17 protein-coding genes are annotated in these 20,410 nt (G+C 50.8%); 11 read left to right on the top strand and 6 right to left on the bottom strand.

Annotated features, from left to right (window positions below; genetic code table 11):
* Positions 1 to 335 precede the first annotated feature (335 nt).
* From ACINK7_RS19935 to ACINK7_RS19920, 4 genes are all read left to right on the top strand, one after another.
* On the top strand, positions 336 to 1,211 hold the full coding sequence (locus ACINK7_RS19935) for a hypothetical protein (RefSeq protein WP_404358024.1): 876 nt from the start codon (positions 336 to 338) through the stop codon (positions 1,209 to 1,211).
* Between the two features lie 1,168 nt (positions 1,212 to 2,379).
* Positions 2,380 to 2,625, top strand: a complete 246-nt coding sequence (locus ACINK7_RS19930; RefSeq protein ID WP_404358022.1) for a DUF2442 domain-containing protein — start codon at positions 2,380 to 2,382, stop codon at positions 2,623 to 2,625.
* Positions 2,626 to 2,801: 176 nt separating this feature from the next.
* The gene (pip, locus tag ACINK7_RS19925; protein WP_404358020.1) at positions 2,802 to 3,755 is read left to right on the top strand and encodes a prolyl aminopeptidase; all 954 of its coding nucleotides are present in this window, start codon (positions 2,802 to 2,804) and stop codon (positions 3,753 to 3,755) included.
* A 7-nt stretch (positions 3,756 to 3,762) separates the two neighbouring features.
* Positions 3,763 to 4,338 (top strand): UbiX family flavin prenyltransferase, encoded by a 576-nt coding sequence (locus ACINK7_RS19920; RefSeq protein WP_404358018.1) that lies wholly within the window; start codon positions 3,763 to 3,765, stop codon positions 4,336 to 4,338.
* Positions 4,339 to 4,890: 552 nt separating this feature from the next.
* Here the strand turns inward: ACINK7_RS19920 and pqqE are convergent.
* From pqqE to pqqA, 6 genes are all read right to left on the bottom strand, one after another.
* Entirely contained in the window at positions 4,891 to 6,018 is a 1,128-nt protein-coding gene (gene pqqE / locus ACINK7_RS19915) for a pyrroloquinoline quinone biosynthesis protein PqqE (RefSeq protein ID WP_404358016.1), read from the bottom strand.
* Entirely contained in the window at positions 5,996 to 6,268 is a 273-nt protein-coding gene (gene pqqD, locus ACINK7_RS19910; protein WP_404358015.1) for a pyrroloquinoline quinone biosynthesis peptide chaperone PqqD, read from the bottom strand. Before pqqD ends, pqqE begins: the two co-directional genes overlap by 23 nt.
* 716 nt (positions 6,269 to 6,984) lie before the next feature.
* Positions 6,985 to 7,545, bottom strand: a complete 561-nt coding sequence (locus ACINK7_RS19905) for a Uma2 family endonuclease (RefSeq protein WP_404358013.1) — start codon at positions 7,543 to 7,545, stop codon at positions 6,985 to 6,987.
* Positions 7,546 to 7,576: 31 nt separating this feature from the next.
* Positions 7,577 to 8,308, bottom strand: a complete 732-nt coding sequence (gene pqqC / locus ACINK7_RS19900; RefSeq protein WP_404358011.1) for a pyrroloquinoline-quinone synthase PqqC — start codon at positions 8,306 to 8,308, stop codon at positions 7,577 to 7,579.
* Between the two features lie 20 nt (positions 8,309 to 8,328).
* Positions 8,329 to 9,243: a pyrroloquinoline quinone biosynthesis protein PqqB gene (pqqB, locus tag ACINK7_RS19895; RefSeq protein ID WP_404358009.1), complete on the bottom strand. Its 915-nt coding sequence runs from the start codon at positions 9,241 to 9,243 to the stop codon at positions 8,329 to 8,331.
* 201 nt (positions 9,244 to 9,444) lie between these two features.
* Positions 9,445 to 9,519, bottom strand: a complete 75-nt coding sequence (gene pqqA, locus ACINK7_RS19890) for a pyrroloquinoline quinone precursor peptide PqqA (RefSeq protein WP_006892363.1) — start codon at positions 9,517 to 9,519, stop codon at positions 9,445 to 9,447.
* Positions 9,520 to 9,764: 245 nt separating this feature from the next.
* Between pqqA and ACINK7_RS19885 the strand changes: the two genes are divergently transcribed.
* From ACINK7_RS19885 to ribF, 7 genes are all read left to right on the top strand, one after another.
* Entirely contained in the window at positions 9,765 to 9,974 is a 210-nt protein-coding gene (locus ACINK7_RS19885; RefSeq protein WP_404358007.1) for a hypothetical protein, read from the top strand.
* Positions 9,975 to 10,133: 159 nt separating this feature from the next.
* Entirely contained in the window at positions 10,134 to 10,682 is a 549-nt protein-coding gene (locus ACINK7_RS19880; RefSeq protein ID WP_404358005.1) for a cytochrome b, read from the top strand.
* A gap of 199 nt (positions 10,683 to 10,881) precedes the next feature.
* On the top strand, positions 10,882 to 11,895 hold the full coding sequence (locus ACINK7_RS19875) for a quinone-dependent dihydroorotate dehydrogenase (protein ID WP_404358003.1): 1,014 nt from the start codon (positions 10,882 to 10,884) through the stop codon (positions 11,893 to 11,895).
* A 679-nt stretch (positions 11,896 to 12,574) separates the two neighbouring features.
* The gene (locus ACINK7_RS19870; protein WP_404358001.1) at positions 12,575 to 17,743 is read left to right on the top strand and encodes a RecQ family ATP-dependent DNA helicase; all 5,169 of its coding nucleotides are present in this window, start codon (positions 12,575 to 12,577) and stop codon (positions 17,741 to 17,743) included.
* A gap of 324 nt (positions 17,744 to 18,067) precedes the next feature.
* On the top strand, positions 18,068 to 18,631 hold the full coding sequence (locus ACINK7_RS19865; protein ID WP_404357999.1) for a peptidoglycan-binding protein: 564 nt from the start codon (positions 18,068 to 18,070) through the stop codon (positions 18,629 to 18,631).
* A gap of 364 nt (positions 18,632 to 18,995) precedes the next feature.
* Positions 18,996 to 19,388 carry a hypothetical protein gene (locus ACINK7_RS19860; protein WP_404357997.1) on the top strand — a complete coding sequence of 131 codons (393 nt, stop codon included), beginning with the start codon at positions 18,996 to 18,998 and terminating at the stop codon, positions 19,386 to 19,388.
* A gap of 90 nt (positions 19,389 to 19,478) precedes the next feature.
* Entirely contained in the window at positions 19,479 to 20,408 is a 930-nt protein-coding gene (ribF, locus tag ACINK7_RS19855; RefSeq protein ID WP_404357996.1) for a bifunctional riboflavin kinase/FAD synthetase, read from the top strand.
* The last annotated feature ends 2 nt before the right edge of the window (positions 20,409 to 20,410 follow it).

The raw sequence follows: 20,410 nt of genomic DNA, 5'->3' as shown, positions 1-20,410 counted from the left end.
AAACGAAAGTCGATGACGTTTGCAGACGGTTTTTATGGATGAGACATCCTAAGGCACTTAAAAATTGCAAATGAGCGCGACCGAATACCAGGCGCTTTGAGCGAAGCCGGAGTTTGAATGGATTGTTGTTTTTAGCATACAGATCGAACATGTGTTGATGTTGTTTTCATTAGTGTTTGATAAATAATGATTATCTAATAGAAAAGAAAAATCCTTAATTACTGTAAGGAACTTGTAAGGATGGACTTTAGCTGCTATTATCCTTTTCGTGAAAAAGTCTTGTTGTTTTAAGGCAAAAAAAACATAAACAAAAAATCTCTTACGAGGGGGAAACGATGAAACTGAATAAAACTCAAACCGCTCTGGGCGTGGCTGCGGTATTGGCGGCAGGGGCGTTGGCCGCACCGACCGCATCGGCCGATGCCAGAGTCGAAGCGTTGGAAGCGCAAGTTAATCAAATGTCGCAAATGTTGCAAGAAATGCAAGGAGAATTGAACCGCGTACGTGATGCGGCGAGTCGTTCCGCTTCCGAAAATACCGCGAAGGTCATGGAATTGGACGAATGGGCGGCATCGGTGAAATCGGCCCCTGCCGCTTCAGCGCCGAAAGATCATATGTTTTCGGTTCGCGGCGGTTGGTCGCGGTTCAATAATAATCGCGGTTCAACTCGTGATCCTCTTGGCGCTGGTACCGGGTTGGGTGAGGATCTTCTGACAAGTGATACGGATCAAGACGCTTTTTACTACGGCGGTGCGATCGATTTCAATGTCAACAACGACCTGTTCGGTCTGATGGACCATACCTCGTTTAATCTAGAACTGGGCATCGAATACACTGAAATCAAGGATGAAAGACGAAGCGGTGTAAATACAACTTTCGCAGCATTAAATAATATACCTGACAATATACAACAAACAGTCACCGTCAACATGCTGAGAATTAGCGCCGCGCCGAAGATCAAATTCATGCACGACAGCAAATTCAGGCCCTGGTTGATTCCGGTCGGTTTGGACATGAACATCATCAGTCCGCCGTCTGACGCAATTACCGTATTGAACACCGGCATGCAGTTCGGTATCGGTGCCGATTATGAAATATTCGACGGCATCGTTGTCGGTGCTGACACTCGTTATCATCATACCTTTGATGACGTCGACGGCGTCGATACCGACGGCTTCACGTTGGGCGGCTCGGTCGGCTTCAAATTCTAAAGTCTGAGTACTTGATCCCATAAAAAAGGAGGGCGTAATACCCCTCCTTTTTTTATGTCCGCGTAGGCTGCGCATCGCGCACCTTTTGCTTTTGGTCGCTTGTCAAATGATGACAAGGCTGTAAAATTCCGCTTGTGAACATTTTATCCGACACCAGTATATTTTTAGCGGTGGTTCTTGATGAGCCGGAAAGAGAGAGTATCATCCAACATACTTCGGGGGCCAGCATCTATGCTCCATACCACGAGCAAAATACCAGTACGGCTTATTAAGGTAGATATTTATGAGTCATTACAATTAGCGATTGACTTTAATATTCCTGATTACTTAGAACCTTCAGCCAATTTGCTTTGGCTTAGAGCTCCCGCCCGGGCCCCGTTAGGCCGCGCCGAGCACTGACGATTTTGCCGAGAATAGCCCACTAGGGGAGCGGCAGGGATGCCGCTCGTTTTCGGAGGGCTAGGGATAGCCCTTCCGAAAACCCTCGGCAAAATCGTCAGCGCGCAGGATACAGCGGCCTCCGGGTGTCTTTTCTTTTGGATACTTTTCTTTGGACAAGCAAAGAAAAGTATCGCGGCTGTCGGTCCGCGAACCGACTCCACATAAACGTCGCGATAGCGACACAAAACCTTGTCTGGGCTTTAAGTAGGCTAAAGCTTATACGTAATCAGGTTAATATTTATGCTTATGATGCCTATTTTTTGCAATGCGCAAGATTGTTGTCTTGTCCTTTGATGACACTCGACAAAAAAATGATGCAAGTTGCACGAGATCTGGGTATTGAGGTAGTGAGGTAAACAGAGTGAAAGTTGTTACTTATTCTGAAGCGAGACGGCATCTAGCTGAGTTATTGGTTAATGCTCAAACAGAGGAAGTCGAAATACACAGAAAAGACGGAGCGGTCTTTTCGTTAAAAGCGAAAAGCGAAAAATACTCGTCCCCTTTTGACGTGTCGGGAATCAAAACCAAAGCAACAACCGACGATATTTTGGAAGCGCTTCGAGAATCCAGGAGTAGGGGTTGATCGAAGCAAAGCCCATCATCAAGGCCGATTCGATGGGCTTCATTGCATTCATCCTACAGGCTAATGCAGCGCGCTTGAAGCCCGGTATGCATTCCCACGCAGGAGCGCGGGAACGAGTAATAGATGAATTTGAAAGGCAATGGGATGACTATTTCAGTGAAAGGTAAATCAGTGCATTTCGACGATCGGTATTTGCATGTCGAGCTAGAAGACAGCCGATTAATATCGACGCCGATGGCATGGTATAAAGAATTACAAGAAGCATCGTTCAAAGAATTGTCAAATTATCGTTTTATTTGTCGCGGGACGGGAATCGAATGGCCCGGATTGGATTATCATTTGAGCATAGAAAGCATGCTTCGAATCGACGTTCAGCAAAAAGCCGCCTAAAACGAACCGAACAGTGTAGTTCGGATGGAGCCTGGCTCCTCCTAGAAGTTCGAAGCCACGCCATTCCCGTATTCCGCTTCGCTGCATACGGGCTACGCTCTCGTTCCCACGGAAGACCATGGGAATCCATAAAGTTTTAATATAGCGGTAACTTCCATCGAGTCCATCAACTTTTAATGAAAACCCTCTATTCCGAAATCTCCCCATTCGATACGTTCTTTCTGAATACCGGCAAGCACTCGGTCTATGTAGAACAATGCGGCAATCCGGACGGTCTGCCCGTGGTGTTTTTGCATGGCGGGCCGTGTTCCGGTATCAAACCCGATCACCGGCTTTTTTTCGATCCCGAAAGATACCGCATAATCCTGTTCGACCAACGTGGCTGCGGGCAGTCCCTGCCGTTCGGCGAATTGGCAGATAATAATACCCACGCCCTGATCGACGACATGGAGCGGATTCGCATTCAATTGAACATCGAGCAATGGCTCGTGTTCGGCGGTTCGTGGGGCGGTGCGTTGGCTTTGTTGTATGCTCAGCAGCATACCGACAAGGTGCTCGGTCTGATCATTCGTGGCGTCTTTCTGGCGCGGCAGAAAGATTTGGATTGGTTTATTAGAAACGGAGCGGGGCGCATCTATCCGGAACAATGGTCGCGCCTGGTCGATTGTATTCCCGCCGAGTTTGAACAAGATCCTGTGCAAGGTTTGTGCGATGCATTATGGGGCGAAGACGAGTTGGCGCGGCTACGCGCGGCGAAAGAATGGACCGCCTGGGGGGGGCAAGTCGCTTTGGGCTCCGATTTCAGGCCGGCGCCGCATCAGGATCACGCATCGCACAAGATGCTCGAACAAGTCCGCATGGAACTGCACTACGCGAGAAATGCTTATTTCATCGAAGAAAATCAAATTATCGACAATTGTGCCTGTTTAAAGGCTATTTCGGCGATCATCATTCACGGCCGCAACGACTTGGTCTGTCCGATCGAGGCCGGCTGGCGATTACATAAAGCCATGCCGCATGCCGAATTTATCGTATTGCCGAATGCCGGGCACATCGCACAGGGCAAGGACATGATCGACGCCTTGGTGTCGGCGACCGATACAATGGCCGAGAAGCTTTTGCGGAATTAATAAAGTCATGAATACAAAAAAACGACTCGTCATTGGCATTACCGGCGCGACCGGCGCGATTTACGGACTCAGATTTCTCCAGGTCTTGCGTGAAAAACAGGACTGGGAAACGCATCTTGTGATTTCATCGGCCGGCTTGGTCAATCTGAAACATGAGATGGCGATGTCGCGCAAACAGATCTATGAATGGGCCGATGTGACGCATGAAATCAACGATGTCGCGGCGACCATTGCGAGCGGCGGTTTCAAGACCGAAGGCATGATCATTGCGCCGTGTTCGATGAAAACGTTGGCGGCGGTCGCGCACGGTTTCGGCGATAATCTAATTTCGCGCGCGGCCGACGTCGTGCTAAAGGAGCGCCGGCGCTTGGTAATCATGCCGCGCGAAACGCCTTTGAATCTCGCGCACATCCGCAACATGGCGGCGGTGACCGAAATGGGCGGCATCATCTATCCGCCGATGCCGGCCTTTTACAATAAGTCGAACTCGATCGAAGCGATGGTCGATGACGGAGTAGGGCGCATTCTGGCGATGTTCGGCGTCGAGACCGAAGGTTTATTCACGCCTTGGGAAGGTTTGTAAGGATTTGGCCGTAAATATACCTTTCGCACTTCAAATTTCGGCAGTGTCTTAGGAGGCGCCGGGTTGCTCGGCAAAGGCTTTAGCTGGCATAGAGCCTACATGGACGTATTCACGGCGTCCTGCCAAGCGAGTGACCGAACCCTAAACAAGGCTCATAGTTATGCTGTTACCCAAGCTCCAGCTTGGGTAACCTATTCAGGAAGCTCTAGCTTCCCGATAATCAAGAAAGATTGAACGAGCGAGTCGGGGTTGATTGAGAATGAGTGGAGGTTGTGTCGGTCTCAGGAAGCTCTTGCCCTGAGCCCTTCGGCTGCGCTCAGGAGGGCCTTGTCGAAGGGGGAGCTTCCGGGGTGTCTTTCCCAAGCTGGAGCTTGGGAAAGAGCGTGAACAAGGCTCATAGTTCCAGGACGTTATTTATCACGAAATCCTAAGAGAAACGATGTAGGGTGCCGCATCGCGCACCTTTTTTCGATAGTAGCCCGGATGAAGTGAAACGTAATCCGGGAATTTCGATGCACGGAACTCCCCGTATTTCGCTACGCTGCATACGGGCTACATGACTTGCCGCGAATTTTTGCTATTGCGGAAAATCAACGGTTTTTCACCTGGCGCCAATGACGCGGACTTTGCGGAGTCAATGGCTTCTTGCACGACATGTCGGTTCGGCGATTTGCTGCAGACCGGGTCGGTGTTATACATGTCGCCGGTCAACAAATAGGCCTGGCAGCGGCAACCGCCGAAATCCTTTTCCTTTTCGTCGCAACTGCGGCAAGGTTCCTTCATCCAATCGAAGCCTCGGAAGAAATTGAAGGCTTTCGACTCATTCCAAATTTCCTCGATGCTGTATTCGTTGACATTCGGGCAATCCAGGCCCGGCAGTTCACGCGCCGAATGGCATGGTAGCGCGACGCCGTCCGGCGCGATCGTCAGAAACGTCGTGCCCCAGCCGTTCATGCAGGCTTTCGGGCGGTCTTCGTAATAATCCGGTACGACATAATAGATTTTCATTTTGCCGGCGACTTTTTCTTTATAAGCCTGAGCGATCGCTTCGGCCTGTTCGAATTGTTCCTTGGTCGGCAGCAGTAGATCCCGGTTGGCATGCGCCCAGCCGTAATATTGCGTGTTCGCGAGCTCCAGATAATCGGCGCCGAGTTCTTCGGCCATTTCGAGAATCTGTTGCATCTGATGAATGTTTTCGCGGTGAATCACAACGCACAAAACCATCGGATAGCCGTGTTTCTTGACCAAATGCGCGACTTCTTTCTTATGTTCGTAAGACGTGGTGCCGGCGATATGGTCGTTCAATTCCTGCGTGCTGGCTTGAATGCTGACCTGAATATGGTCGAGCCCGGCCTGTTTTAGTTCGATGATGCGCTCTTCGGTCAGTCCATAGCCCGATGTGATCAGGTTCGAATAATAACCGAGTTCGCGTGCGTGTTTGACCAGTTCAGACAAGTCCTTACGAACTAATGGCTCGCCGCCGGACAAGCCTAGTTGCACCGCGCCCATCTTGCGCGCCTGAGTCAATACGCGTTTCCAGTCTTCGGTCGAAAGCTCCGACGGGTATTTTGCGTAATCGAGCGGATTCGAACAATAAGGACACTGCAGCGGGCAAGCATAAGTCAGCTCGGCCAGCAGCCAGCGAGGAGGGGTAATATTAATCTTGTTTAATCCAGCCATTTTGTAGTGCTACTTCCAGAAATGCGATGATGTCGTTACCAAGACCCGTGGTTTCGAATTTTCGTTCCAATTCGTCGACGATTTGCTCCACTTTCCGGCTGCCGTCACACAGTTTCAGAATTTCTGCAGAGCTTTGGTTGAGCTCAACCATGCCTTCGGGATAGAGAATCACGTCTTTTTGTTGCGCCTCTTCCCATTGCAGTCGGTGCGTAGGCGAGAAGCAGATATTTTTGTCCGGGTCGATGGTCATAGTGTTTTGATTCGAATAATGGCTAATGGTAATGCCGAAACTAGTGAAACAAACGTAATTGTTCACCCTGTATCTAAAACAATTTGGCGACTGAGCCTCCCCTTTGAAAATGGGGGATTGAGAGGGGGGATTTAATTAAAAAAACTCCCCTAGCCCCTTTTTTTCAAAGAGGGGCGCTAAGGACTTGGTCGTAAATATACCTTTCGCACTTCAAATTTCGGCAGTGCCTAAGAAGGCGCCGGGGTGCTCGGTAAAGGCTTTGCCAGCATGGAGCTGGCATAGAGCCTACATGGACGTATTCACGGCGTCCTTTGACGGGCACCCCGGCGCCGAATCTTGATCTCCGATGAGTATAACCTCCCTATTTTACGGAGGTTCGGTTGCTCGATTGGCAGGTGTCGGCGGAAGGGCAGATTTTTTGCTCCTCGGCAATTGCTCCTGCATTGCCCTAATACACGCCATCCATGGCGTAATGCAAAATCTGCATTCATGCCATCCATGGCAATCAGTCGCCGCCGTCAAGCCTACACGGACGTATTTACCCAGCACCTAAGTTCCATAGCTCGTTGGCTATGGTTAACTATCTTGAATAATTTAGGTGCTGGGTTCACGGCGTCCTGCCAAGCGAGTTACCATACACTCAACAAAGCTCATAGTTCCAGGACGTTATTTATCACGAAATCCTAAATACTTAAAAAACAGCTATCGTCGTGCTTTCATTCGATCAAGCCAGCAAGATTGATCGACAGATGGTCGAATTGTATCGACCTTACGGATTCGTCGGCATGGTAAATGTGCTGCATTTTATAGCTGTTTTCAAGCGGTTCGGTAAAACGGGTCACCGTTTTTTTTTCGATATCGATCAGCCAGCACTCGGGAATCGCATACTTGGCATAGAGCGGTATTTTGGTGTTCAAGTCGTAACTGGCGGTCGAGTCGGACACCTCGATCAGCAACAGAATTTCGTTCGCTTCCGGATGCCGTGTTCGATAAAAATCGGTTTTAGGTTCGACGGCCGCCAAGTCGGGTTGCGGCACGGAAAAATCGCCGAGCCGCACCGGGTCTTGAATGCGCACGATTGCTCGGTCGCTCAGTTGTTTTATCAAGGTGCTGGCCAAAAAACTGACGATGCTTGCATGCCTGCTGCCAATCGGCGCCATATCGAAAAACTCTCCATTAATCAATTCAATGCGGGAGTCTTCATCGAACAGGCCGCGTTCCGCCATGCGATCGTAATCGGAAATGCTGAACAAATGTTTTTGTATCGCCGTTTGCATGACATTCTCCCATCACAGGATTCGTTGTCGGTCAAGGTTTGACATTGAAATAAGGCGGCATCTCGTTAATATAAGCCATGTACATCGCATCGGCCATCGTCCAGAGCACGTTCAACTTAAACTGTAGGATTTCGACCATGCGTTCTTGCTGTTCGCGGGTTTTGAACCAGTCCAGCGTCAATTCCAATCCATGTTCGACATCGCGGCGCGCTTCGGAGAGACGCTTGCGAAAATAAATGTAACCTTCTTTTTCAACCCACGGATAATGCGTCGGCCAGTTGTCGAGGCGTTGCTGATGTATTTTCGGCGCGAACAGTTCGGTCAATGACGAACTGGCGGCCTCGTGCCAATCGGCGCGGCGCGCGAAGTTGACATAGGCGTCGACCGCGAAACGCACGCCGGGTAGTACATATTGCAATGACGTAATTTCGTCGCGCGTCAGGCCGACCGCAATGCCGAGCCTAATCCAGGCTTCGATGCCCCCCGGATCGTTCGGATGGCCGTCATGATCCAGAATGCGTTGAATCCAGATCGCGCGAGTCTTACGGTCCGGGCAATTGGCCAGGATATTCGCATCCTTGATCGGAATCATGACCTGATAATAATAGCGGTTCGCGACCCAGCCTTGAATTTGTTCCTTGGTCAGTTTGCCTTCGTTCATCAGCGTGTGATACGGATGATGGATATGGTAATACTTTTCCATCCCGCGAAGCTGGGCTTCGAATTCTTCGCGGGTCCAAGGTTTTGATTCGCTGTTAATCATAGGATTTACCGGGGCTTCTTTTATAAATCGATTTCCATGCCGTCGTAGGATACTTCGATGCCGGCGGCATCGAGGGTTTTACGCTGCTCGGAATCTTCGTCCAAAATCGGATTGGTGTTATTGATATGGATTAATATTTTACGGGTGTTGGATACCCCGTTCAGCACTTCGATCATGCCGCCTGGACCCGATTGCGGTAAATGACCGATTTCGCGGGCGTGTTTGTGACTGATGTTTTGCGTAACCATTTCGTCGTCGGTCCAAAATGTGCCATCGACCATTACGCAATCGGCCAGTTGCATTGCATCCATCACATGGGGTTCGATTTCGCCGAGCCCCGGTGCGTAGAAGACTTTTTTTCCGGTTGAAATCTGTTCGATGATCACGCCGATATTGTCGCCGTCATGCGGGTCGTGGCGATGCGGCGAATAGGGCGGCGCCTTGCTTTTTAGCGACTGGGTATAAAATTTCAAATCTTCGATACCTGGAATCGTAAAGCTGCCGCCGTCTAGCGGAACCGGATGATGGTTGACGGTGCAGTAATCTTCGAGCATTTTGAAGGTCGGGAAGCCGGTGCTAAGATCTTGTTTGACCATGTCGCTGCAATAAATATCGAGCGGCTGCCGGCTTTCGCGCAGCATCAATAAACCGGTCGTATGATCGATTTGGCTGTCGATCAGCAGGATTGCCTTGATGCCGGTATCGCGCACGCCTTCGCGTGGCTGTATCGCAGGGAATGCATGGAGTTGCGTCAGGATGTCCGGAGACGTGTTGAACAGCAGCCAATTTCGGTTATCGGTGCTGACCGCGATCGACGACTGAGTGCGTGGGACGCCGTTCATTTCATTGCGGCGAATACGATGACAATTGTGGCAGTTGCAGTTCCATTGCGGAAAACCGCCGCCGGCTGCCGAGCCGAGAACTCTGATTTTCATGGCATTGTTTCGAATGATTAAAAGAGCTGAATCATACGTCAATTAAAGGTTGTCCGCAAACGGCTAGGGCTTTGTCGGCGGGGCGCTGAAAGGCTGGCAGCGTCATTTTATGGCAAGCCGGGAAAATTTCTTATTCGAAACAGGAATTCGACGCAAAAAAAAGGGGCTCTTACAAGCCCCTTTTCTATTCGACCGTAATGATTAACGGTTGTAGATATACATCGTTACTTCAAAACCGAAACGCAGGTCTGTGTAGCTAGGTGTTTCCCATTTCATAATCAATACCTCCAGAAGTATGTTTATAAGTGTTATGCCAGCTTGATCAAGTAAGCTAGGTCGGAAGTATACGACGATAATTTAGGCAAAGCAACCGATTGGTTTAGCGAATAGGCTTTGTTTGGAGCGGTGAAAAACCGAGATTCATATCGGAAATTGCATTTTTCACTTGAGCCATCGGAATGACAGAGTTATATTCCTGATTCCAATAAAAAAAATAATGTTATAAAAACGAGGAGGTAATCATGTCCGGTGATCTTATTCAACTGGTTGTGGCAATGTTAGTTATTGCTTTGTTGGCTTTTGCGCCACTGGGGTATTTTATATTGAAGTTCACACAGGAAAACGGCAAGCCGTTCGGCGAAATCGAGCCTCATGGCGATAGCCCGTCGTTGGTCAACGATTTGGCGGAAAAAGCGATCGTGTTCGCAAAAGGCCTGGTGTCTAAGCAATAATGCTTTAATTAAAGAGGGTTCCCTCGCCCTGCGTGGGAACCCGGCCTGAAACGCACCGAATTTTAAATTGGCGAATATATCATAAAAAAATTTATTCACCATGAAGAACATCAAGAGATATGAATACTTTCACTGTCTCTGGAACGAGGGAAAAAAGAAATGAGTTGGAAAAACACGCCTCGACGTTACGGTTCGTTGGCGATCGGCCTGCACTGGCTAATATTTTTGTTGATGGTTGGGCTGTATGCCTGCATCGAATTGCGCGTACTGTACCCGAAAGGTAGCGATCCGCGCGAAGCGTTGAAAATGTGGCATTTCATGCTGGGGCTGTCGGTCGGCTTATTGGTGTGGCTGCGTCTGACTGTACGCCTGAGTAACGTCAAGCCGGTGATCGAACCCGCCATTGCCGCATGGCAAAAATATTTGGCTTCCGCCGTTCACTGGAGTCTTTATTTGTTGATGATCGGTATGCCTTTGGCCGGATGGTTCATGCTAAGCGCAGCCGGCAAACCAATACCTTTTTTCGGCTTGGAACTTCCGCCGTTGATCGGCAAAAATCCGGAGCTCGCCAAAACAATTAAGGAAGTCCATGCGACAGTCGGCACGGTCGGTTATTACGTAATTGGCTTGCATGTCTTGGCCGCGCTGTATCATCACAGTATTTCGAAAGATAATACCTTGCTTCGCATGCTGCCGTTTCGGAAATAACTTGGGTAGGTCTCAAAATTGCAGCCTTCTTGTTAGGAACAAGCATAAAATAACTTCTTCAAATGCTTCCCACGTTCTGCGTGGGAACGATGAATATCCCCGTTCCCATCCCCTTCCGGAAGAGGGTTCGTGAATCAAAAACCAAAGTTATTTCGAGCTCATTCCTTACTGACATTTCTTTTTCTCACCTTTTCAATCGATGAATCTATATCCATTAATTCGCCCGTTATTATTTTCCCTCGACCCTGAAGTCAGCCACAACCTAACCCTGAAAGCGCTGCAAGCCGCGCATCGTTCGGGCTTGTCCTCAGTGCTTTATCCGCGATTACCGGCTAAGCCGGTCAGCGTTATGGGGCTAGAGTTCAAGAACCCGGTCGGTCTGGCCGCCGGCCTCGACAAGAACGGCGATTATATCGATGCGCTGGCTGCCTTAGGTTTCGGCTTCATTGAAATCGGCACGGTCACGCCGCGCCCGCAACCGGGTAATCCGAAACCGCGTTTGTTCCGCCTGCCCGAGCATCAGGCGATCATCAATCGCATGGGCTTCAACAATAAAGGCATCGATCATCTGTTGAACCGCGTCGAACACTGTCAATATAAAGGCGTGCTCGGCATCAACATCGGCAAGAATTTCGACACCCCGATCGAAAAGGCCGCCGACGATTATTTGATCGGCTTGCGCAAGGCCTACCGCGCGGCAAGCTACATCACGATCAATATTTCCTCGCCGAATACGAAAAATCTTCGGCAATTGCAGCAGGGCGACGAAATCAAGGTTCTGATCGCGGCATTGAAGGAAGAACAAGTGAAATTGCAACGAGAACACGGCAAATACACGCCGTTGGCGCTCAAGATCGCGCCCGACTTGACGCCGGATGAGGTCCGCCATATCGCAGCGCTATTGCTTGAGTTCGAAATCGACGCGGTGATCGCGACCAATACGACGATCGCACGGGATGCAATCGCGGGCCATAAATTGGCCGAAGAGGCCGGCGGCTTGAGCGGCGCGCCGGTCAAGAAAAAATCGACCGAAGTCGTCGCTGCCTTGGCAACGGAATTGAACGGCAAGCTACCGATTATCGCGGCCGGCGGAATTTTGAACGGGGAAGACGCGTTAGAGAAAATACAGGCCGGCGCGAGTCTGGTTCAGGTTTATAGCGGCTTGATCTACAAAGGTCCGGAGTTGATCGCGGGTATTTTGCAACGAATTTAATTCGGGGGGAATTAGCGGATAGACTCTTCGCCTCCGCGCGAGAAATAGATAGCTATGACAATGGACTTATTTCTCAAGTTTCCTCGTTCCCACAGTCCTCCGCTCGTTGTTATACATCAATCGTAGATATCGTCTTGTCATCTTAGCTAATGTGACTTCGATACCCTTTATTGTTACTTAACTCTCCCGGCTTCGAAATCGCGATCAGGGGATCGCTCTCACATAGGATTGCAGCGCTGAGGGAGCGACGTCTACGTCGCGATTATCGAAGCCGTTAACGCTAAACTCTTAATAGTCTTGTCGGACGACACGGCAACCTAACGCTGAATCGCTGCGGAGGTATTTATACTTGTGTATAACAGCGAGCGCCTCCGTGGGAACGCATACCGATCTTGCCTCGGCAACCAACGTATAGATTGATTACCACCGAGGATAGACAGTGAAAATATTGGCGAACACATCATAATAAAATTTATTCACCATGAAGGAAGTGAGGAAAAACTCTGCAAAATCAACAGTCTAATTCATCATGTCCCTTTATGTTCTTCATGGTTATTTAGTGATATTAAATACTTTCACTGTCCCAAGAGCTTGAGAATGAGCGGATGAGCGGAAACCAGGGCAATAAGTAAAATCAATGAACAAAAACACCGCGCCTAAGCGCGAGAAATAGACAACTATGACAACGGACTGGCAAGCCTTTCAAAATACTTGTTGTAGCCTCGATCTCGAAACTAACGAAAACGGCGAGATTTTCGCGCTCGGCGGGCGCTTTCGCGGCCGGGAGTTTATTCGCAAAGCGCCTTTCGATATCCGAAGCGTCTTGGCCGAATTCGACCGCTTTGCCGCTGATGCCGAATTTATTCTGGGCCATAACCTGATCGGTCACGACCTGCCGGTGTGCCGCGCGATCGTGCCGAGTCTCGCCTTTTTAAACAAACCGGTCGTCGATACGCTGTATCTGTCACCGCTGGCCTTTCCCGAAAATCCCTATCATCGCCTGGTCAAGAATTACAAATTGGTGCGCGACGGCCTGAGCGATCCTTTGCTCGACGCCAAGTTGGCCGAGTCGCTGTTTCAGGATCAATGGAATGCATTGCGAGAACAGCAACAAGCCTTCGGCATCGTGTCGTTTTATCATTACGCCTTTTCCGGCGATCCTGGTTTCAGTGGAATCTGTCGGATGATGGAGGTCGTTGGGGCCGAATTGCCGGGTGCCTCTCAAGCCCTCGATGTATTCAAGCAAACCTCGTCCGGTAAAGTCTGCGAGACCGCATTCAACAAAGTCGTGTTGTCCTATCTGCCCGATCCACGTTTGCGTCAAGCGTTGGCTTATTGCCTAGCCTGGCTGCGGGTCGCGGGCGGCAATTCGGTGCTGCCGCCGTGGGTTCGGCAACGCTTTCACGATGTCGCGCCGGTGTTAAGTCAACTGCGCGATATTCCATGCGGCAATCCGGCATGCGCTTATTGCGCCGGCGTGCACGATCCGGTGAGTCAATTGACGCGCTATTTCGGATTTCCGGCTTTTCGCGAGGAACCGGCAAGCGATGACGGCGGCAGCTTACAGCAAGCGATCGTGCAGGCCGCGATGAGCGACCGGCCGTTGTTTGCGGTATTGCCAACCGGCGGCGGTAAGTCGCTGTGTTTTCAATTGCCGGCATTGGTGCGCTATCAGCGGCGCGGCGTGTTGACGGTCGTGATTTCGCCGCTGCAGGCCTTGATGAAGGATCAGGTCGATAATTTGCGCAATAAGACCGGCGCGCCGAATGTCGCCGCGCTCTACGGTCTGTTGACCGCACCCGAGCGCGGCGAAGTGCTCAGGGCAATACAGTTGGGCGACATCGCGATACTCTATGTCTCTCCCGAGCAATTGCGCAATACCGGTTTTCAAAATGCGATCGCGCAACGGGAAATCGGTTGCTGGGTGTTCGACGAAGCGCATTGTTTATCAAAATGGGGACACGATTTTCGGCCCGATTATCTCTATGCCGCGCGCTTCATCAAGGAATTCGCCGCGAAGCACCGCGCGCCGCTTCCTCCGGTGCAATGTTTCACGGCAACCGCGAAGCAAGACGTCAAGGATGAAATCATCGACTATTTTCGCGCTCATTTGGGTCAGGAGCTGGTGGTTTTCGAGGGCGGCGTTGAACGCAGCAATTTGCATTTCGAAGTGCAGACCGTCAATGCCGCCGACAAATACCCGCGCATCCATGGCCTATTGACCGAGCGTTTGACCGGCGAGACCGGCAGCGCGATCGTTTATTGTTCGACCCAAAAAAACACCGAAGCGGTGGCCGAGTTTCTGCAACAAGCGGGATGGCAAGCCGAGGCCTTTCACGCCGGCAAGGATGCAGCCGAGAAAAAGCATATCCAGGAAAACTTCGTCGGCGGCATCACCCGCGTAATTAGTGCTACCAATGCGTTCGGCATGGGTATTGACAAGGAAGACGTACGCTTGGTGATTCATGCCGACATTCCGGGTTCGCTCGAAAATTATTTACAGGAAGCGGGACGCGCCGGGCGCGACCGTCAGGATGCCGAATGCGTGCTGTTGTTCGATGAGAACGATATCGACACGCAGTTCAAACTATCGGCGCACTCGCAAATCACGCAGCGCGATATCGCACAGTTGCTTCGCGGAATCAGGCGATGCAAAAAAGACAAGTCCGGCAATGTCGTCTTGACGGCCGGCGAGCTATTGCAGAACGATGCGGTCGACACGTCTTTCGGTAGCGATGATTATAACGCTGCAACCAAGGTCGTCACGGCGGTTTCTTGGCTGGAGCGGGCCGGCTTCGTCGAGCGCAACGAAAACCGCACGCAGGTTTTCCAGGGTCGGCCGAAGGTTAAAAATCTCGACGAAGCCGAAGCCAAGATCGGCAAATTGCCGCTGTCGCAACGCCAGAAAAAGCGCTGGCTGGCGATTCTCGAAGAATTGTTCAATGCCGACAGTGACGAAGGCTTCAGCGCCGATCAACTGGCGATGCTCGGTGCGTTTGTCGAAAATGACGAAGACAAACCCGGCGAAACGGCCAGCCAACGCGTGATTCGGACTTTATACGACATGGCCGAGCAAGGTTTGATTCAAAAAAGCCTGCTGCTGACCGCGTTCATTCGCTACAAGGTGACTCAATCATCTCAGGCACAGTTAACCAAGGTCTGCGATCTGGAGAGGGCGATGATCGCCGCGATGCGTGAATTAGCGCCCGATGCCGCAGGCGACGACTGGCAGGTCTTGTCGATTCGGCATCTGAACCAACATTTGTTGGATCAAGGTTTCGAACAAAGCCATTTGGAAGCGTTGCGCCTGTTGTTGAACAGTTTGAGCCGGGACGGCTTGGGCCTGGCCGGCAACAAAGGCAGTTTGTTCGTGCGCCATCGCGGGCTCGATCAATATGCGGTCAAATTAAACCGCGGCTGGCCCGCGCTGATTGCGACTGCCGAAAAACGGCAAGGCATCGCCAAGGTCGTGTTGGATTGTATCGTCGGCCGGGTGCCGGAAGGTACGCCGCCGGCCGCCGATGTGCTGGTCGAATTTGCCGCCGAGGATTTACTTTCGGCTTTGCAGCAGGATGCGGTCGCATTGGCGGAGGTTAAAGACCCGCTCGCGGCGGTCGAGCGGGCGCTGAATTTTATGCACGAACAAAAAATCATTACCTTGCAAAAAGGCCTTGCGGTTTTCCGGCAGGCGATGACCATCAATGTTTTGCCGGAAGCAAAATCGCGCCGCTACCGCAAGGGCGATTACGAGCCGCTGTCCCAGCATTACGGCGAACGGGTGTTTCAGGTGCATGTGATGAATGAATATGCGCGGCGCGGACTCGAAAAAATCGGTCAGGCGCTGGCCTTCGTCGTCGCCTATTTTTCGCTCGATAAGGCCGAATTCGTGCAGCGCTATTTTGCCGGGCGCAAGGAAATACTCGAACGCGCGGCCAGCCAACAAGCCTTTCAGCGCATCGCCTCCGATCTAAATAACCCCGAACAAATCGCGCTGGTCTCGGCCCCGGAAGACGACAATGCGCTGATTCTGGCGGGACCCGGTTCCGGCAAGACCCGCGTCGTCGTGCATCGCTGCGCGTATTTGCTGCGTGTCAAACAAGTACCGGCGCAGGCGATTTTAGTGCTGTGTTTCAACCGTTCAGCCGCCAATGAAATTCGTCGCCGGCTGATCGAGCTGGCCGGCGATGAGGCACGCTACGTAACCGTGCAAACCTATCACGGTTTCAGCTTGCGCTTGACCGGACATGCCGTAAGCGGTTTGTACGGCGACGGCGATGCCTCGAGCGAACCGTTCGCCGAAATGATCGGCGAGGCGATTGCCCTGTTGAAAGGCGAAAAAAATTTGCTCGGCGTCGAACCGGACGCGGCCCGAGACCGATTGCTGGCAGGTTACCGCTTTATCCTGGTCGATGAATACCAGGATATCGACGCGGAGCAATACCGGCTCATTTCGGCGATTGCCGGGCGCAGTCTCGACGAAGACAGTAAATTGACGATTCTCGCGGTCGGCGACGACGATCAAAATATTTACCAATTTCGCGGCGCGAATGTCGAGTTCATCCGGCAATTTCAGCAAGACTATCAAGCGCAGGTGCATTATCTAGTCGAAAACTACCGCTCGAGCGCACATATCATCGCCGCCTCGAATGCCTTGATAGGACATAACCGGGACCGGATGAAACAACAGCATCCGATACGAATCAACAAGCAGCGAGGCAGTCTCGAGCCCGGCGGCCGCTGGCAAGCGCTCGATACTTTTGCGCGCGGCAGGGTACGGCAAATCGATATCGAACGCGAGTCGATTCAAGCTTTGCAGGTTGCCGAAGAACTCAAGCGGCTGCGGCAATTGGACGTTCGCCTACAATGGACTCACTGTGCGGTGCTCGCGCGCGAATGGCAGTTTTTGAGTCCGATTCGGGCCGTTTTCGAGGCGCAAGGCATTCCGGTCAGCATCGTTTTGCCGGCCGACCGCAGGCCGCCGCCGTTTCGCATTCGCGAAAACGTGGGCTTACTCGATGCACTTAAACATCATCCGGAACCGTTGACACGCCCGTCTTACTGGCTCGATTGGCTGGCCGAAAATTATGGGGAACAGCCGGGTAACCCATGGCTATTGCAGCTCAAAGAACTTCTCGGCGACTGGCGGAATGTAACCGGAGACGGCGAGACGGCCAACAGTCAGACTCTCGATTTCATCGCCGAAACGCTCGCCGAACAACGCCTCGACCGAACCTTCGGACAGGGCGTCTTGCTCGGCACCGTGCATTCAGTTAAAGGTCTGGAATTCGATCATGTTGTGATAATCGACGGCGGTTGGAATTCGCGAGCCGGAGAAGAAGAACAGCGCCGTCTGCTCTATGTTGCAATGACCCGCGCGCGAGAAACGCTTTGCCTAATGCATCGTAAGGATCTTCGCAATCCGTATCTATCCGAACTACGAGGCGATCATTTGCTGATTACCGAAGCGCCGGAGCTCGATGCGCAAGACCGGCCAATCATTCTTCGCGATTACGAAATCCTGGGTTTAAAAGACTTCAACATCGGTTATGCCGGTTCCTTTCCCGAACAACACTCGATACACCGACGTCTCGCGGGATTGAATCCGGGCAGTGAACTGAATTTCGCCCTTATCAACGGCAAATTAGTTTTGCAATCCGGCGGCGAGACCGTAGCCGCGCTGTCGCAAAAAGCCCAACATGAATGGGCAGACAAATACGTCAATGCAGAAAAAGTGACTGTGCTTGCGATGATCCGCCGCCATGCCGAAGACGGCGAGGAGCAATACCGCAAGCGTTGTCAATGCTCGGTTTGGGAAGTGCCTTTCGTCGAAGTCGTGTGCCGGGGGTAGAAAAAACACTGACTCTGAAATGAAACCCAACCCCTTTCCCCGACTATTCCGCTTAGGTCGCCAAGAGGTTTAAATTCAAATTACTGAAAAATAAGTATATGATGACTCAAGTGGTTTATTTTATAGGTCTGGTAGCTATTCTCAGGCTTTAATCCCGTTCTGAGTGCAACGGCCAAAGCCACTTGAATTAAAGCCGCAGAATCACTAGCTGATTTGTGTCTTTTCCAACGCATTAGTCAATCAATTGGTTATCGACCTTGATGTCGTATCCGGTTCAAGGGGCCCTTTTCAGGGGATTTATTCTTTAAATCAGGAGTTTAGACAATGAAGACAAATAACATCGACGCAAAAATCATTGTCCTGCTAGCCGTTACTGTGTTCATGTACGGCTGTGGCGATGAGCAGAAAGAAACCAGCAAACAGCCTGAGCAAACCGTTACCGAGAGCGTGACGGCTAGTCCCGTTTCGGAAATAGCGGATAAAACCGTTGAAACGAACGGCAGTAAAAGTGAAACCATCGGCACTATGGCAGAGTCCACAGTTAAAAAATCAGTCGAAGCAGTTGAAAGCGCTACGGAGCAGACTGTTGAAAAAACAGCCGAAGTCGCTCAGGATTTAGGGGTTACTGCCGAAACAAAATTTAGTGAAGCGGTTACAACAGACCAGGCGGCGATAAGCGAGGCCACCTCGGAAGTAGTGAAGACTACGCCGGCGCTAGTACGCAAAATCCAACAGGCCTTGGCGGACGCCGGTGTTAACCCGGGGCCTATCGATGGCATAATGGGCCCGAAAACAATGGCGGCTGTGAAAAGCTTTCAAAAACAGAAAGGTTTGGTTGAGGGTGCGATAACTGAGGAGACGCTAAAGGCGTTAGACGTTGCGTACTGACTGCAAGTTTTAAGACGGCGGCCTATGCCGACAAAAAAACCATAAATCCAGTCCTAAATATACCCATATATGGACTCCTCGTTTATTGCAAGCCAAGTTTTCAAAAATTGATGTCAAAACAGAGATCAAGATTGCTACCATATATCCGGTCTCTCAACAGAGGCTTTATTGCCTCAGGACTCCTGATGAATCTATCCGCGCGCTTATTCCTCAACCATCGTAACGGTTTCTTAAGAACCTATGGGTATAACGGGTTGTAAAAGCACCGGTCTGACCTGTTGTTGTCATCACTGATTGTCTACTTGCCTCCGCAATCTTGTGGACTCGGTTAAATCAATCTCACTCCCCCTCTGTGTCAGGATAGTTGTTTCTGATCGAACGCGAAGTCTTTCATAAAAAGAGCCAGAAGCTTACCCGTGAAATTGCCTTGGGTATGACCAGTAGACCCGCTGAACAAGCGAATGCTCAACGACTACTCGCAATTAATCGTGGGCATTGGGCCATCGAAAATTCGTGTCACTATATTATCGATTGGAATTATGACGAAGATCGCAGCCAAATTTCAAAAGGCAATGGCCCTGAGAACATGACGCGACTACGCCGGTTTGCAGCCGGGGTGATCAAAATGTTCGCCAAAGGAAAGACGAGCGTGACTGAAAAAATGCAGCAATTGAACCGTAATATCCGGTTGGTTTTTGACTATTTGCGTATGACTCAGAATTCTATACGCGGCGTCACGCCTTCCTTAAAGGGTTAACGCAAATTTACCGTGTGATTGGAATGCAATTTGTCGGTCACAGACGCCGGATAATGATAGAATTCCCTGTTTTTCCAGCAAGATGTATTCATGCGATTGATTAGAGGATTGGCTCACATTGAACCTATGCCGAAAGGTTGTGTGCTGACGATAGGCAATTTCGACGGTTTGCACTTAGGTCACCGGGCGGTTATCGACAAATTGGCACGGCAAGGCCGGGAAATGGGCTTGCCGTCGGTCGCTTTGATATTCGAACCCCAGCCTTTGGAATATTTTCAAGGAAGAAACGCTCCGTCGCGTCTAACTCGATTACGGGAAAAAATCATTCAGTTCTCGGCATCGCCTATTGATCGAGTATTGATACTGCGTTTTAATCGCTTCTTTGCCGATTTGGAGGCCGAAGATTTTATCGAAGATATTTTGCTGAAACGGCTGAATGTCAAATATCTCGTGGTCGGCGACGACTTTCATTTCGGCAAGGCGCGGCGCGGTAATTTTGCGATGTTGAAGGAAAAGGGCTGTGAGTTCGGTTTTCAGGTCGAAGATACACCTTCTTATCAAATAGATGGGCATCGGGTCAGTAGTACGATGATTCGTGATGCCTTGGGTGAAGGCGACCTGGATTATGCCGCCGGCATGCTCGGGCGTTCTTATTCGGTTTGTGGTCGAGTGGCCTATGGCGATAAGATAGGGCGCACGATAGGATTTCCAACCGCAAACATTCAGCTATCGCGAAAAAACACACCGATCGAGGGCGTGTTCGCGGTTGTCATGACCGGCATCGATGGACGGGAAATACCCGGTATTGCCAATGTCGGCACGCGGCCGACCGTCGGTGGCGGTTCGAAGGTGATTTTGGAGACACATCTATTCGACTTCAACCGAGACATTTATGGAAGCTATGTCGAAGTGCATTTCAAGAAGAAAATAAGAAATGAAATGCGTTTTCCTTCGCTGGACGAACTTAAGGCGCAGATCGTCAACGATGTGGACGAAGCTAAAAAAATTTTACTGATTTAACT

This window comes from Methylotuvimicrobium sp. KM1 (genome assembly GCF_044788715.1).
Taxonomy (GTDB): Bacteria; Pseudomonadota; Gammaproteobacteria; order Methylococcales; family Methylomonadaceae; genus Methylotuvimicrobium.
Note: the sequence above shows the minus strand (reverse complement) of the source record. Positions and strands in the feature narration are given on the sequence as shown.